General features: G+C 43.3%; 12 protein-coding genes. All 12 read right to left on the bottom strand.

What is annotated here, in order from left to right:
* Positions 1-66: 66 nt before the first annotated feature.
* Positions 67-1278, bottom strand: a complete 1212-nt coding sequence (bcbE, locus tag M1D94_RS12250; RefSeq protein ID WP_031600514.1) for a bacillibactin exporter BcbE — start codon at positions 1276-1278, stop codon at positions 67-69.
* Positions 1279-1416: 138 nt separating this feature from the next.
* Positions 1417-2142 carry a GntR family transcriptional regulator gene (locus M1D94_RS12255; RefSeq protein ID WP_003245732.1) on the bottom strand — a complete coding sequence of 242 codons (726 nt, stop codon included), beginning with the start codon at positions 2140-2142 and terminating at the stop codon, positions 1417-1419.
* A gap of 143 nt (positions 2143-2285) precedes the next feature.
* Positions 2286-4649, bottom strand: coding sequence for a DNA translocase SpoIIIE (gene spoIIIE / locus M1D94_RS12260; RefSeq protein WP_041850823.1), 2364 nt, complete (start codon positions 4647-4649; stop codon positions 2286-2288).
* Between the two features lie 130 nt (positions 4650-4779).
* The gene (gene tepJ, locus M1D94_RS12265; RefSeq protein ID WP_003231871.1) at positions 4780-4992 is read right to left on the bottom strand and encodes a TepA modulator TepJ; all 213 of its coding nucleotides are present in this window, start codon (positions 4990-4992) and stop codon (positions 4780-4782) included.
* Complete coding sequence (gene tepA / locus M1D94_RS12270) at positions 4989-5726, bottom strand: translocation-enhancing protein TepA (RefSeq protein ID WP_003245712.1); 738 nt, start codon at positions 5724-5726, stop codon at positions 4989-4991. Before tepA ends, tepJ begins: the two co-directional genes overlap by 4 nt.
* Before the next feature lie 115 nt (positions 5727-5841).
* Positions 5842-7509 carry a ribonuclease J2 gene (gene rnjB / locus M1D94_RS12275; protein ID WP_003231875.1) on the bottom strand — a complete coding sequence of 556 codons (1668 nt, stop codon included), beginning with the start codon at positions 7507-7509 and terminating at the stop codon, positions 5842-5844.
* 177 nt (positions 7510-7686) lie between these two features.
* On the bottom strand, positions 7687-8559 hold the full coding sequence (gene dapA, locus M1D94_RS12280) for a 4-hydroxy-tetrahydrodipicolinate synthase (RefSeq protein WP_282627381.1): 873 nt from the start codon (positions 8557-8559) through the stop codon (positions 7687-7689).
* A 30-nt stretch (positions 8560-8589) separates the two neighbouring features.
* Positions 8590-9804 (bottom strand): aspartate kinase, encoded by a 1215-nt coding sequence (dapG, locus tag M1D94_RS12285; protein ID WP_015483233.1) that lies wholly within the window; start codon positions 9802-9804, stop codon positions 8590-8592.
* Between the two features lie 91 nt (positions 9805-9895).
* Positions 9896-10936 carry an aspartate-semialdehyde dehydrogenase gene (gene asd / locus M1D94_RS12290; RefSeq protein WP_003244674.1) on the bottom strand — a complete coding sequence of 347 codons (1041 nt, stop codon included), beginning with the start codon at positions 10934-10936 and terminating at the stop codon, positions 9896-9898.
* A gap of 125 nt (positions 10937-11061) precedes the next feature.
* Positions 11062-11664: a dipicolinate synthase subunit B gene (gene dpaB, locus M1D94_RS12295; RefSeq protein ID WP_003231884.1), complete on the bottom strand. Its 603-nt coding sequence runs from the start codon at positions 11662-11664 to the stop codon at positions 11062-11064.
* A 2-nt stretch (positions 11665-11666) separates the two neighbouring features.
* Positions 11667-12560 carry a dipicolinic acid synthetase subunit A gene (gene dpaA / locus M1D94_RS12300; RefSeq protein ID WP_326243159.1) on the bottom strand — a complete coding sequence of 298 codons (894 nt, stop codon included), beginning with the start codon at positions 12558-12560 and terminating at the stop codon, positions 11667-11669.
* Between the two features lie 185 nt (positions 12561-12745).
* The gene (locus tag M1D94_RS12305) at positions 12746-13003 is read right to left on the bottom strand and encodes a YlmC/YmxH family sporulation protein (protein ID WP_456270258.1); all 258 of its coding nucleotides are present in this window, start codon (positions 13001-13003) and stop codon (positions 12746-12748) included.
* Positions 13004-13070: the final 67 nt, after the last annotated feature.

Consider the following 13070-nt stretch of genomic DNA (forward strand, 5'->3'; position numbering starts at 1 on the left):
TAACCTCCGCATGCTGTATAGGTACAGTTGTAAACTGTGCAAGAAAGCGCAAAAAAAGACGGCTGGCTAGACCGTCCCTAAGTTTTTTTCTTCTTCTTCACTTTTTTTAGCATCTACAGTAAAGAGCACTAAAAATAAAGAAACGATGCTGCAAAACGCCGAGAGTATGAAAATAATCCAGTTTGCATTAGACATTAATGCAGCAAAAACAGGTGGACCGAGAGCTACTCCTATAAAGCGCATGCTATTGTAGAAGGAGGAAATGGTTCCGCATTGTTCACTTTCAATCCCTTCGGTTATCAATGCATCTAAAGCAGGAAGAGCCATTCCAATCCCAATCCCGCCAAAGCTTAAAAAGACAAATAAAAAATAAAAACTGTGGTTCCACCACAAGGCAATAAACGAAAGGGTTAACAGAATCATTCCTGTAACAACGCAAAATTTCATTCGGCCTTTATCTTTACCGATCTTTTTGCCAGCTATAAAAGAACTGGTTGACAAAAACAAAAGTGGGATTGCCAGTAATCCGCCTTTAGCTACTCCGTCAATAGCATACTTGTTCTCCAGCGTATCTGATAAATAAAATAATACGCCAAATAACAAAAACATAATGACACACCCGATAATGAAGACCGTATAAAGCCAGCGACCATCCTGTTTAAAAATTTTCTTCACACTCTTAATAAACTCAGAAACAGCAGGCGCATCTTCATCTTCTTCAGGCTTGGCCACCAAAAACAATACGAGCAAAAAGCTGATCAAACAGAAAAACGGAATAAACCAAAACGGTACAAACCAATACCAAGAAGCCAGTAAGGCTCCAAGTATGGGACTCAGTACCTTCCCTGACGTGTTGGCGGTTTCAATATCGCCAAGACCGGCGCTGACCTTTTCATCGTCTCCTTTAAACAGGTCGCCGATAAACGGCATGACGATCGGAGCGGCACCTGCAGAACCAATGCCTTGAAGAACCCGCCCCGCCAAGATCATCGCATAAGGATTTTTCATATAGGTCGAGGCAAAAGCAGCTACCGCTCCCCCCAATCCTGCAATGAGGAGGCAAGGAAGCAATATTTTTTTTCTCCCGAAACGATCCGACAAATATCCGGCAATCGGAATGCAAATAATTGCTACTACTGAGTATACAGTAATGATTAAAGACACTTGAAATGAAGTCACAGACAGCTTTTTCTCCATCATCGGAAGAACAGGAATCAGCATGGAGTTCCCGAGTGTCATCACAAGCGGGACGGAAGACAATGCAATAATATTTTTCATTCCATTTTTCTCTCTCAACATTTTCACCCATTCACTTTCTTGTCATCCCTTATATATTGCGTTAACCGGAATGAAAGTATGTACAAAGAAACATGAATCAGTGCAAATAAAAAAACAGACACATACAGGCGTCCGTTTTTAGAATCGTTTACGCAAAACATGAAATCTGAATTTATCTGCTCTAAAATAATTTAAAGAATAAAGCACCGGTTTATCGTGCTGATCGTAATGGGTTTGTTTTAACAGCAAAAGAGCTGTTTCCGGATCGCATTCAAGTACTGGAGAAATGGTATCGTGATAACCGATCGGTTCTATATCAGTTACTGCATAGCTGATTACGGAGCCTGAATTTTTCTCAAGCAGGTCAAACATAGATTCTTGCTGATGAGAAAAAGAATTCGGCAAAATATTCATCGGAATTTTGTCTATACAATACACAATCGGCTGTCCGTCAGCTGTCCTGACTCGTTCAAGGTAAAAAAGTTCTTGCCCTTCTGCCAAATGAAATCTCTTCGTATCATCTTCAGACGGCATAAGCACTTGTGATGATAGAAAAATCGTGCCAGGGGTCATATTCGCCTGTTCTATCATCTTGGTTACACTGTTCAGCTGTTCAATGCCCGAAAGAAATAACGGCTTAGAATGGACAAAAGTGCCTACACCATGCCTTCTGATAATCACATGCTCTTCTTCCAGTATCCGCAAGGCTTCTCTTAGCGTTGCTCTGCTGACACCAAGCTTTTTGGAAAGCTCAAATTCAGAAGGCAGCTTTTCCTTCTCAGTGTAGATCCCATTTTTTATATCCTCTTTAATTCGTTCAATTACTTTCAAATACAAGTGCCGATTATCAGCTTTTGTAGACATGTTTCCCCTCCGTAAACCACTTTCGATAAAAATTATTGAACAATTGGGACAACTATATCATGTTTTGTCGAAAAAATAAATAGAAAGGTGACCAGTTTACATAATGTTATTATTGACAACTATAGAAAGCGGAACTCCCTTCATTAAGAAGAGAGCTCATCATATTTCTCTTTTGATAATAATACTTCCCTAGGTTTGCTGCCTTCATACGGTCCGACAACACCGCGTTCTTCCATTGCGTCAATCAGGCGCGCCGCTCTCGTATAGCCGATTCTGAATCTTCTTTGCAGCATTGAAACAGATGCCGTCTGCATGCCGACGATTAATTCAACAGCTTCATCATAAAGTTCATCAGTAACCTCGGAATGAGTTTCCGTTGTCTCCTCAGGAATCATTTCTTCTTGATATTGCGCTTTCTGCTGCGTAATCACATGGTCGACGACCTTCTCCACTTCGTCATCCGACAAAAACGCTCCCTGCACACGGACAGGTTTATTAGCCCCTACAGGTAAAAACAGCATATCGCCGCGGCCAAGAAGCTTCTCAGCGCCACCCATGTCAAGAATGGTCCTTGAATCCGTCTGTGAAGATACGCTGAACGCGATTCGTGACGGAATGTTCGCTTTGATCACCCCTGTGATAACATCCACCGATGGCCGCTGTGTCGCAATAATAAGATGGATGCCGGCAGCCCGCGCCATTTGGGACAATCTCGTAATCGAATCTTCCACATCAGATGAAGCGACCATCATGAGATCGGCAAGCTCGTCCACAATGACAACAATATAAGGCAGCTCTGGCTGTTTCGCTCCTTCTTCATTGTTGGCGCGTTTTATATAATCATTGTATCCTTCAATATTTCTTGTACCCGTATGAGAAAATAATTCGTATCGCCGCTCCATTTCATTGACAACCTTTTTCAAAGCCTGCGACGCTTTTTTCGGATCGGTTACAACCGGAGCAAGCAAATGCGGAATCCCGTTGTAGACATTTAGCTCTACCATTTTAGGATCGATCATCATCATTTTCACTTCATGCGGTTTCGCGCGCATTAAAATACTTGTAATAATGCCGTTGACACAGACACTTTTCCCGCTACCGGTTGCGCCTGCGACCAAAAGGTGGGGCATCTTGTTTAACTCAGCCAATACAGCTTCACCTGAAATATTGCGGCCGAGTCCAATTAACAACTTCGCATCCGGTCTGTCATTCAATTTAGACTCCAGCACTTCCTTCAGCGAAACCATTGCCACTTCTGCGTTTGGAACTTCAATTCCGATTGCTGATTTGCCTGGTATAGGCGCTTCGATCCTGATATCCTTCGCAGCAAGCGCAAGCGCTAAATCATCGCTTAAATTGACAATTTTGCTAACCTTCACTCCGACATCAGGATATACTTCATATTTTGTTACGGCCGGTCCGAGATGAACCTGTGTGACTTTCGCCTTTACGCCAAAGCTTTGGAATGTGCGTTCAAGCTTTCTGGCATTTTCATAAATATTCTTTTTATCAGCCTGCTGGCCGGTATGCTTCGGATCTGCCAGCAAATCCAGTGACGGCATCTCGTAATCCTTATTTTCGAGCTCTGTAAAGGTCATAGGAGGAGCAGAAACAGTTTCCTGATCACCTGTCTCCGGTTGGATGTCCTGAAGCGGCTTCGACACAGGTTCGGCGCGCTTTTCTATAACTGGAGACTCTTCCTCTTCATTACGATCAGAAAAGCTTGAGATAATCGGCTCTGAATGAATAAGAGGCGATACTGTTTCATAATCCCCCTCTTCATTAGGAGGCTCCGGTTCCATTTGCTGTTTTTTGCGGGCCGGTTTTTGTTTTTTGCTCGGCGCTTTCGTTTTTTTCGATGACTGCATATTTGATTTGAAGGATTTCATATCATCAATAAATGCTAACCATTGTTCTTTTATAAAACGTCCAATCGGGCTCATCCACTTTTTTAGCGTTTCTTGTAGCGAGCGTCCAGTTACTAAAATCATTCCGATCAAAATCATGACAATCGCCATGATCTGAGAACCAGTCGACGCAAACAAAAAGTGTGAAGCCGCAAACAGCAGCGCACCGATCATCCCTCCGCCTAAATCAGGTGAAGCAGAGCTGCCATTCATGTCCATTAAAAACAATTCCCACGTATTGCGCACCACGCTTGCAGACTCAATAGACCCTTTGTGCGTCAAATTTTTAAATAGCTGCACGTGAGAAAGCAGCAATATGCTTGCGATGATACAGTACAACCCGGCCTTTCGTCTCGTTAAAAGGCTTGGGGTTTTTTTCTTCCAAAACAGTGAGACTCCTAACACCAATAAACCTAACAAGCATAGAATAAACCACTCTCCAGCAAAAAAGCGGAACAAATAGATAAACGTTTGCCCGACTACCCCCAGCTGCAAGATTGCGATAATTGAAATGGCTATACACAGCAATCCGTTAAGCTCGTATTTTATATTTAGCTGTTTCGCCTGTTTTTTTCTTGATTTTCGTTTTTTCTTTGCCACACTCATCACCTTACTGCGTTAAAAAATGTAAGTTCATACATAATGAAGAAAGCAGCCGTTTACAGGCTGCGTTTTTTCTGTAGGATTCCCCTATTATAGCATATTTTGCCCTTAAAAAAGGGTTGGATTCTTATACGTTTAATTTCAGCTTTTGTCCGGGTGAAATGTCCGGATGCAGAAAATGCATTGGATTGGTGCTCATGATTTGAATGACTTCCGCTTCATTCCCTTTCATTTCGACTAGAAGCGGTACACCTTTATATTCAATTTGCTCATGTGCGCTTGTCTCTTGGTTCTGTTCTGCAAACACAATTTCCTGCGGCATCACGGTATAAAGAATCATTGAATCATCCGTCCTTCTTCTTTCCTTGCTTCGTCGATGAGCTCATTCAGTTTATTGATTGCCTGTCCGACACCGCCTGCGTGATCGATCAATCCGTATTTAACTGCATCCTTACCGACTACATTTGTTCCGATATCCCGTGTTAAGTTTCCTTTTGAAAACATTAGCTCTTTAAATTTCTCTTCGGTTATATTGGAATGGCTTGTCACAAATTTAACAACTCTTTCTTGCATCTTATCCAGGTATTCAAACGTTTGCGGCACCCCGATGACCAGCCCGGTGAGCCTAACTGGATGAATCGTCATCGTTGCTGTTTCGGCGATATAGCTGTAATCACAGGATACAGCAATCGGAACGCCGATGGAATGCCCCCCGCCAAGCACGATAGAAACGGTCGGTTTCGATAAAGATGCAAGCATTTCCGCTATTGCAAGACCAGCTTCAACATCTCCTCCGACAGTATTTAATATGATCAGCAAGCCTTCAATTTTGGGATTTTGTTCAATTGCCACAATCTGCGGGATGACATGTTCATATTTTGTTGTTTTGTTTTGCGGAGGAAGCTGAACATGGCCTTCAATTTGTCCGATAATGGTCAGACAATGAATATTTGTATCTTGGGGCAGCTGCGGAAGCGTCGTTTCACCAAGCTGCTGTATTTTATTCATAATGCTGTCCTTCGCATCATTTTTTTCAGGACGCTCTTCTTCTGTGTTTTCCATACGATGATCCATCTCGCTTTCATCCTTTCCGAGTTTCTCTTTGTATTATGAACAAAGATACTTCATTCAATCCCGGCTTGAAGGACAAAAAATAAAGACCGGAGCAGCTCCGGTCTTTAGTCAGTCATTATACTTCCATAATAATTGGGATGATCATCGGTTTACGTTTCGTTTTTTCATAAAGGAATTGGTTCAAAGCATCCCGCATTGCCTGCTTCAGCGTTGACCATTCGACATTTGATGTTTCAGTCGCTTCTGTCACGATGGACCGGACGAGCTCAGTAGCCTGTACGATTAGACCTTCAGACTCTCTTACATAAACAAAGCCGCGAGTGATAATTTCTGGTCCTGATACAAGATGTTTCTTTTGTTTATCAAGTGTAATGACAACGATTAAAATTCCGTCCTGTGAAAGCAAGCGGCGGTCTCTCAATACGATATTGCCGATATCACCGACACCTAAACCATCAATTAAAATATTGCCGTAAGGAACTTTATCCCCAATTTTTACGTTTTGGCCGCGGAATTCAACGACGTCTCCTTTTTCAATTAAGAAGATGTCACTGCGCTTCATGCCGGTTTCTTCAGCGATTTTTGAATGAGCTTTTTGCATTCTGTATTCGCCGTTTACAGGAATCAAATATTTTGGTTTAAGCAGGTTGATCATCAGCTTTAACTCTTCTTGTGAGCCGTGGCCTGATACATGAACACGCTTTTGGGCAAAGATGACTTGTGCACCGGCTCTCGCAAGAAGATCTACTGTTTTAGAGTAAATGAGTTCCTGCCCGGGAATCGGAGTTGACGCAATGACCACCGTATCCCCTTCTTCAATGTTCAGCTGTTTGTGAGCTTTGTTTGCCATTCTTGTCAAAGCAGCTAATGGTTCACCTTGGCTTCCGGCTGTAATAATGGCCACTTCGCGCTTCGGATATTTTTTGACATCCTGTACAGAAATAAACAATTCATCATCTGCTTCAATGTATCCTAACTTTCTCGCCAGCTGCAGGACAGATTGAAGATTTTTTCCGGCTACGGCAATCTTTCTGCCATTTTGAGCCGCTGCATGAATGACTTGCTGAATCCGGTTAATATTGGATGCGAATACTGCAATAATCACCCGGTTCTGTGAATTATACAGCGCATCCGAAATTTCTCCGCTGACAGCCGCTTCCGAAGGGGTGTAACCCGGCCGTTCTGCATTTGCACTGTCAGAAAGCAGAGCGAGCACGCCGCTATTACCGATCTTGGCGATCTCGCCAATGTCGCACGTCTGATTAAGTGCAGGTGTTTGGTCAAATTTGAAGTCTCCCGTGCATACAATAGATCCAAGTGATGTTTTAAAGCTCACACCTACAGAATCAGGAATGCTGTGAATCGTTCTAAAGAACGATACTTTTGTTGATTCAAATGTAATGACAGATTTTGAGTGAATTTCCCTTAAATCAGTTTTTCGGTTATGTCCGTATTGTTTTAATTTCTCTCTTAACAATGCAAGCGTCAGTTTTGTTCCGTACACTGGAACGGACAGCTTGTTTAATAAGTAAAAAACGCCGCCGATATTTTCATCGTGCCCGTGCGTTAAAAAGATTGCCTTGACGCGGTCAGCCCGTTCAATCAAATATGATATGTCAGGAATCACTACATCAATACCGAGCATTTCGTTTTCTGGATGCATAAGGCCGGCATCAACGACAAATATGTCCGAGTCAATTTCAATGACATAAAGGTTCTTCCCAATCTCTCCGACACCGCCAAGGGCGATAATTCTAACGTTTTCTGTATTTTTCTTTTTCAAAATCTATATCCTCCTAGTCTCATACCCGTCCATCATCACTTGTTCCTATTATAACTGAAAGTAAATTTAGAAAACAAGATAAAGCAGAAGGTTTAGGGAAAACCAATATGTAAAAGAAACGGTCAAACTCAGCTGAATGTGAGAATGACCGCGTTTGTTTCACTGTATGAAATTTTCTTACAGTTCGCTGATCGTGCTGCTTAAGCTCAGACGTTCATCCTCAGTTAACGGGACTAGAGGCAGACGCACAGAACCGACATCAAGACCTCTCAGCTGAAGCGCTGTTTTGACTGGAGCAGGATTAGGCGCTTTAAACAGTTCCTTCATAATCGGCAGCAGTTTCTGATGGATCAGTGCCGCATTAGCTGTTTGCCCATTCGTATAATTTTTGATCATTTGCTGCATATCAGAGCCTGCAATATGGCTCGCCACTGATACAACTCCTCTTCCTCCAACTGAAAGAATAGGAAGCGTCAGAGCGTCATCCCCTGAATAGACATAGAAGTCTTCCGGTGTTTCAGCAATAATTTTTGTAATCGCTTCTAGGTCTCCGCTCGCTTCTTTAATCGCAACCACATTCGGAATGTCCGCCGCCAAACGGATCGTCGTTTCAGGAGCAAGAGAAGCAACCGTACGGCCAGGAACATTATAGAGCATAACCGGAAGAGATGTCTCTGCCGCAATTGCTTTAAAATGCTGGTACATTCCTTCTTGAGAAGGTTTATTGTAATACGGGGTAACAAGCATAACAGCGTCCACGCCCGCTTCCTCAGCTTTTTTTGTCAGCTTAATGGAATCTTTCGTGTTGTTGCTTCCAGTACCAGCGATAACGGGCACCCGTCCGTTTACTTCTTTTACCGTATATTCAAAAAGCGCAATTTTTTCTTCAGTTGAAAGGGTCGGAGATTCTCCAGTTGTTCCCGCTACTACTAAAGAATCCGTTCCGTTTTTCAACAAGTAATCAATCAGTGTAGACAGTTTTTGAAAGTCTATGTTCCCTTTATTGTCAAAGGGTGTAATCATCGCTGTAGACACATTTCCGAAATTCATTTTATTCACCTCATCATGATTCAATCACATTTACTTCGAAAGTTCAAACACTTCATGCAAAGCGTTTACAGCAGGAACCATATCCGCTTCATGGACGAGCACCCATATCGTCGTATGGCTGTCAGCCGATTGAAGGATCGGAATTTCTTTTTCTGAAAGAGCCGATACAATTTTGGACGTAACACCGGGAACACCCATAATGCCCGCGCCGACCGCCGATACCTTCGCGCAGTTTCTCGTCACCATTGGATCATAGCCCATATCCATTAAAATACGCTGAGCTGTTTCTGTTTTATTTCCGGCTACCGTATAGACGATTTCACTAGGTGTAATGTTAAAGAAATCGACACTGATTCCAGCGTTTGCCATAGCCTTGAACACTTCAGTCTGAACGTTATACTGGCCGATTTTCGCAGGCACTTTGAACTGCGTGACATCTTTGACATGGGCGATTCCCGTAATCAGCCTTTCAAAAACATCACTGCCGACCTTGGAAGAGTGATGTGATGTCACCAATGTACCTTTATCATTCGAATAAGTCGAACGGACGCGGATCGGAACCTTGGCCTGCATTGCGATTTCCACCGCACGCGGATGAATGACCTTGGCCCCCTGATACGCCAGGTTGCAGATTTCCGTATACGTCACAACAGGAAGCGGTTTTGCATTTTCCACCACTCTTGGGTCAGCAGTCATCACGCCTTCTACATCGGTGAAAATATCGATGTATTCCGCATCAACAGCTGCTCCGAGTGCGGCTGCAGACGTATCGCTGCCCCCTCTGCCGATTGTAGTTGTATCACCCTTTTCAGTTGCGCCCTGGAAGCCTGCGACGACTACCGCATCATGATTGGCGAGCACACTGAATAAACGCTCCGGTTTCATTTCAATGATTTTCGCATTGGTATGCTGATCATTCGTTAAAAAGCCCGCCTGAGCCCCTGTCAGCGCAGCTGCTTTCACACCGTTATCAAGCAGCATGCTTGTAAAGACGACAGAGGAAATAGTCTCTCCGCAAGATAAAAGCAAATCCTGTTCCCTAGGAGAAATCGCTGACTGATCGCCGTAAAGCAGCCCGAGCAAAGAATCTGTTGCATACGGGTCCCCTTTTCGGCCCATCGCTGAAACGACAACGACAACCTTATATCCTTCACTGATTGCTTCTTTAATATGCCCTAAAGCCAGTTTGCGGCCTTTATCATCTTTTACTGATGTTCCGCCGAACTTTTGAACAATTATCTTCACTGTTTTCACTCCAAATTATTCGGACGTAACAGAAGAGAGCAGGCTGATAGCGCCTTACTCTCTTCTATTCGTCTTTAAAAAATTCTCTCTTTTATACGAGGTTTAGTTTTTTCAGGCTTTCTGCAATTTGAACAGAGTTCCATGCTGCGCCTTTTAATAGGTTATCAGAAACAACCCATAAATGAAAACCGTTTGCTCTGTCCAAGTCTTTGCGGATGCGGCCCACAAACACATCGTTTTTGCCGACAGCATCAGCAGGCATCGGATAAAGCTGCTGGCTTGGATCATCCTGAAGTGTCACGCCCGGAGCTTCTTTCAATAGATTTTTAATATCTTCAACGGTAGCGTCATCACGGTCTATTTCGATATAGACGGACTCTGAGTGCCCAGTTTGGATTGGCAGTCTCACACATGTAGCCGCTACTTGAAGGTCAGGCATGTGCATGATTTTTTTCGTTTCATTTATCATTTTCATTTCCTCAAACGTATAGCCGTTATCTTGGAATTTATCGATTTGCGGAATCGCGTTGAAGGCGATTTGATAGTGTTTTTTGTCACCTTTTACAGGCATGATCTCAGGCTCTATTTCTTCTTTATTTAAAATCGCCTGTGTTTGGCTGTAAAGCTCTTTTACAGCTTCATTACCCGCTCCTGATACTGCCTGGTAAGTTGATACGATGACCTTGTTTAAGCCATATGCTTTGCGGATCGGTTCAAGTGCCGCAACCATTTGGATTGTAGAGCAGTTTGGATTGGCAATAATGCCGTTGTGTTCATGCAAATCTGCCTCATTCACTTCTGGCACAACAAGCGGTGTATTTTCATCCATGCGGAACGCGCTCGTATTATCTATAACAATAGCGCCGCGTTTTACAGCTTCTGGTGCCAATGCTTGTGATACGCTTCCGCCGGCGCTGAACAAAGCAATATTTACCCCTTCAAAGCTCTCAGGAGAAGCTTCCTGAACAGTCAGCTCTTGGCCTTTAAACGTGACTTTTGTCCCCGCAGAGCGTTTTGAAGATAGCAATGTAAGTGTGTCCATTTCAAAGTTTCTGTCTTCAAGTGTTTTAAGCATTTGTTGTCCCACAGCCCCTGTCGCTCCGACAACAGCTACGTGTAAACCTCTTCCCATCTGTAAAACTCCTTCCGCCAATCAGCTTCATTGAATTGATTTGACTATGATTTTACGTTTTATTTTACCATAGAATATGCGGGTGATGACCGAATTTTTTAGTTTGGGAAAGATTTTCTGTAAATTTAGTCATTTCCCTGATAATTCTCAACTAGAATCGGCTGAAGCTGCTGGTGCATGAGTGCCTTTTCAATCGTTTGCGGTAGCAGATCCATTTTGGCTACCATTGAATTCGGTTTTTTAAAGGGATCGTCTTGCCCGAATGGAATAAAAAAGATATTTTTTGTTGACATGAGCCTCATTAAATTTGTTCCGTTTAAACCAAGAGCATCATTTGTCGAGATACCCAGAACGACAGGCCGATTGTTTCGGATTGTCGCTTTTGCCGCCATCAGCACCGGGCTGTCCGTCATGGCATTTGCCAGCTTGCTCATTGAATTGCCTGTTAAAGGCGCAATGACCATGCAGTCAAGGGGCAGCTTCGGCCCAAGAGGTTCTGCCTTTACAATCGAATCAATGGCCTCATATCCAGTCAGGTCTTCAATTTTTTTAACCCATTCTGCGCCCTCTCCAAATCGGGTATTTGTAGATTTTACATTAAATGTGACAACCGGACGGACTTCAGCTCCTTCGTTGACCAACGCCTCAATTTGCGGGAAAACCGCTTCATATGTGCAATGCGACCCGGTCAGCCCAAACCCGATTCTTTTTCCTTTTAATGACGACATCCTTATTTCCCCTCCTCAGCTTGTATTTCAGCCAAAAGCTTGCTCAAGACGTTTGCAAGGATTTGCCCAGCTGTTTTAGGAGCGACAATCCCTGGAAGCCCGGGAGCAAGAAGTGCTTTAATCCCTTGTTTCTCGGCATATTTAAAATCCGTTCCCCCGGGACGTGAGGCCAGATCCAATATTAAGGTTTTTGGTGTCATGCTAGAAAGTACCGTTTGATTTAAAATCATACTCGGTATGGTATTAATGCAAATATCTATATCTTTTACATGCTCTTCCAGCTCATCGGTATGAAAAGGAACGAGCCCCATTTCAGTGATACGTGCCAGATGCGCTGAACTTCTTGCCCCCACTTTTACATTCGCCCCGAGCGCGGCAAATGTACGGGCAATCGTCATCCCGGTGCGCCCCAGACCGAGAACGGCCACCTGTGATCCGTGTATCGTATAATCCGTGTGCTGAATAGCCAGCATGATCGTTCCTTCTACTGTCGGAATAGAGTTGTATATCGCAATGTCATCCCGCTCAAACAGTTTAACAAGTTTTCTTTTTGCCTGAGCTGCAATGTTTTCTAAATAGGCGTTAGAAATTCCTGAGAAAATGACACAATGTGCAGGCGTTCTGTCGAGATGGTCCTGTTTTAACACAACTTCTTCATTAGAAAATACAGTCGATACGACACCTTCTCCTGTTGTCGCGGATACTGGAAGAATGATGCTGTCTATTTGCTGAAAAGGAATTTCATCAATATTGCATTTTACTGCCCCGGTAAAACCGTGATCCAATTGGTCAAAACCGACAAGATAGATGTCAGCCTGCTGTTCAGTGAGCTTTCTTATAATTTCGAGCTGTCTTGCGTCACCGCCGATAACTGCAATTTTCAATCCGGTTAACATTCTAAACGTTCACCTTCTTTGTATATACTGGATCTCTAGTTGTTAAGCTCCCCTTCATCTTATGATCAAAAGAAAATACTGGTGAATATAAAAGATGCGCTTTTTCCATATAAAAAAACATCGGCTCCGGCAGCCGATGTTTCAGATGTTTTCTTTAGAGCCCGCTTCACAGTCAATTGGGCTATTTACTCTTGTCGAGGAGGCATTTCCTCAGGTACATCTAATATAATCATATCTGAACCGATCTTTTGAATATGGTGCCATGGGACACGAATGTCATGACCTCGCTTTCTCAAACCAAACCACTTAACTGTGGGAATGAGGAGTGCTGTAATCTGTCCATCCTGTTCATTGATTTCCAAATCGGTCTGGCCGAGCACTCCGAGCCGTTCAGCTCTTTTGATGTCTACAATTTCCTTTCCTGATAATTCACTGAGCCGCATGTCTGTCACCCCCTTGTACTATGTATGATGAAAGGGATTAAAAAATGCCTGCTCCATTATGGAGCAG

The sequence above is a fragment of the Bacillus sp. JZ109 genome, assembly GCF_053903135.1.

Bases quoted from the DNA above. Each gene is read 5' to 3' on its own strand.
- asd (WP_003244674.1), bottom strand. From the start codon at position 10,936: ATGGGAAGAGGTTTACACGTAGCTGTTGTCGGAGCGACAGGGGCTGTG.
- dpaA (WP_326243159.1), bottom strand. From the start codon at position 12,560: ATGTTAACCGGATTGAAAATTGCAGTTATCGGCGGTGACGCAAGACAG.
- dapA (WP_282627381.1), bottom strand. From the start codon at position 8,559: ATGAATTTCGGAAATGTGTCTACAGCGATGATTACACCCTTTGACAAT.
- bcbE (WP_031600514.1), bottom strand. From the start codon at position 1,278: ATGAAAAATATTATTGCATTGTCTTCCGTCCCGCTTGTGATGACACTC.
- tepA (WP_003245712.1), bottom strand. From the start codon at position 5,726: ATGGATCATCGTATGGAAAACACAGAAGAAGAGCGTCCTGAAAAAAAT.
- dpaB (WP_003231884.1), bottom strand. From the start codon at position 11,664: ATGTCGTCATTAAAAGGAAAAAGAATCGGGTTTGGGCTGACCGGGTCG.
- M1D94_RS12305 (WP_456270258.1), bottom strand. From the start codon at position 13,003: ATGCGGCTCAGTGAATTATCAGGAAAGGAAATTGTAGACATCAAAAGA.
- M1D94_RS12255 (WP_003245732.1), bottom strand. From the start codon at position 2,142: ATGTCTACAAAAGCTGATAATCGGCACTTGTATTTGAAAGTAATTGAA.
- tepJ (WP_003231871.1), bottom strand. From the start codon at position 4,992: ATGATTCTTTATACCGTGATGCCGCAGGAAATTGTGTTTGCAGAACAG.